The organism is Desulfurella sp., from assembly GCF_023256235.1.
Lineage (GTDB): Bacteria > Campylobacterota_A > Desulfurellia > Desulfurellales > Desulfurellaceae > Desulfurella.
On record NZ_JAGDWY010000037.1, the window covers coordinates 1 to 1,727 of the forward strand.

The window sequence follows — 1,727 nt, forward strand, 5'->3', positions numbered from 1 at the left end:
AAGGGTTTTTGGAAGAGTGGGATAGATAATGGAGTTGTGGAAGAAGAAAGAGGGGAAAATGTAGTGGTTTGATGAAGTCGGGCGCCAAGGCTCCTACAAAAAGCCAGGCTCAAAAAGAACTGGAAAAAGCTATATCATTATTTCGTGAACTTTTATCTAGATTTCAATCTGGCAAAATCTAGCATCATCTGACTAAATGCTTTTTTATTCGCAAAAACCACATCAAAAGCTACATTTTTTATATCACTGCCCTGAAGCCCAACAATGCAAGTTTTTTTGTTTATCAATGATTGAACAGCTTTAATACCCATGCGCATGCCAAGCGTCCTATCAAAGACACTTGGGTTGCCGCCCCTTTGAATATGACCAAGTATTGTAAGTCTTGTATCAAAACCTGCTTCTTTTTTGAGTTTTTCTGTGACTTCCTGGGTTTTTTTAACACCTTCTGCCACAACAACTATGCTGTATTTTCTACCACGTTCATGTTCTTGCTTTAGTCTATTCATAATAGAGTCTATATCATATTCTACTTCAGGTATCAAAACAGCTTCTGCACCAGATGCCATAGCGCTCATTAAAGCAAGATAACCACTCTCTCTCCCCATAGTTTCTATAACAAATGCCCTTTTATGGCTTGATGCAGTGTCTCTAATAATATCAATAGCATTTGTAATAATGTTTAATGCGGTATCAACACCTAATGCCATATCGGTTCCATATATGTCGTTATCAATAGATTCTGGTATCCCAACACATACAATACCACTTTCAGCTAATTTTTTTGCGCCACGCAAAGATCCGTCACCACCAATTACAATAAGGCCTTCTATTTCCTCATCTTCTAATGTTTTAAGTGCTTTTTTAAAACCACTTTCTTGCATAAATTCTTCACATCGTGATGTCATAAGTATCGTGCCGCCCCTTTGCAAAATACCACTGACTTGAATAGGTGTTAATTCTATAGCCAAATCATTTACAAGGCCATTATACCCTTCCAAAAAACCTGTTACTTTTATGTTGTTTTTGTATGCTTCTTCTACTATAGCTTTAAGCGTGGCATTTATTCCGGAGCAATCTCCGCCACTTGTTAAAACACCAATTCTTTTCATTAAACCCCCTAAAATTTTTTTCGTGTATTCTTTTTAATTTCTGCAACGCCACCTGTTGTAGTTATATAATCTTTTAGTTTTTCAAATTTCTTTTCACCAATCCCAGAAACATTTTTTATTTCATCTATACTATTAAAAAAGCCATGTGAGTTTCTGTAATCAACAATTTTTTTTGCTGTTTTTGGACCAATCCCCGGCAATTTAGTAAGTGCACTCTGGCTTGCTATATTAATATTTAGTTTTTCTGATTGAGCAAAAGCTATATTAAAAACAATTAAAATGCTTAAAAATACACCAAACGCTATCTTCATAAAAACCTCCAATTATTTTTTGTTAATATATCATATTTTGCTAATTTTTTAAATAAATTTTTTAAAATTTTTAAGAAGAATATTAATTACTGCATAATATATGTTTTATGTCTAAAGCAAAAATATTGCTGCCGTTTTCATAAGTATACGTTATTTTAACTTTATGTTTGTCAAGTATATATTTAGTTACATATAGGCCAAGACCCATACCTTCTTTGTTTTTTAACGACGTTTCTTTTGAAAATGGTTCAAACATTTTATCTGTGTCAATTTGAGATTTTTCTCCTGAATTTAAAAAGAATATTTT

Annotated in this window: 3 protein-coding genes; all 3 read right to left on the reverse strand. The window is 33.1% G+C overall.

Going from position 1 to position 1,727, the window contains the following annotated elements:
* Nucleotides 1–152: 152 nt before the first annotated feature.
* Nucleotides 153–1,109 (reverse strand): ATP-dependent 6-phosphofructokinase, encoded by a 957-nt coding sequence (locus tag Q0C22_RS03670; protein ID WP_291490784.1) that lies wholly within the window; start codon nucleotides 1,107–1,109, stop codon nucleotides 153–155.
* 8 nt (nucleotides 1,110–1,117) lie between these two features.
* The gene (locus Q0C22_RS03675; RefSeq protein ID WP_291490792.1) at nucleotides 1,118–1,420 is read right to left on the reverse strand and encodes a helix-hairpin-helix domain-containing protein; all 303 of its coding nucleotides are present in this window, start codon (nucleotides 1,418–1,420) and stop codon (nucleotides 1,118–1,120) included.
* 82 nt (nucleotides 1,421–1,502) lie between these two features.
* Nucleotides 1,503–1,727: ATP-binding protein (locus Q0C22_RS03680; RefSeq protein WP_291490800.1), on the reverse strand; the 225-nt coding region annotated here is incomplete at its 5' end.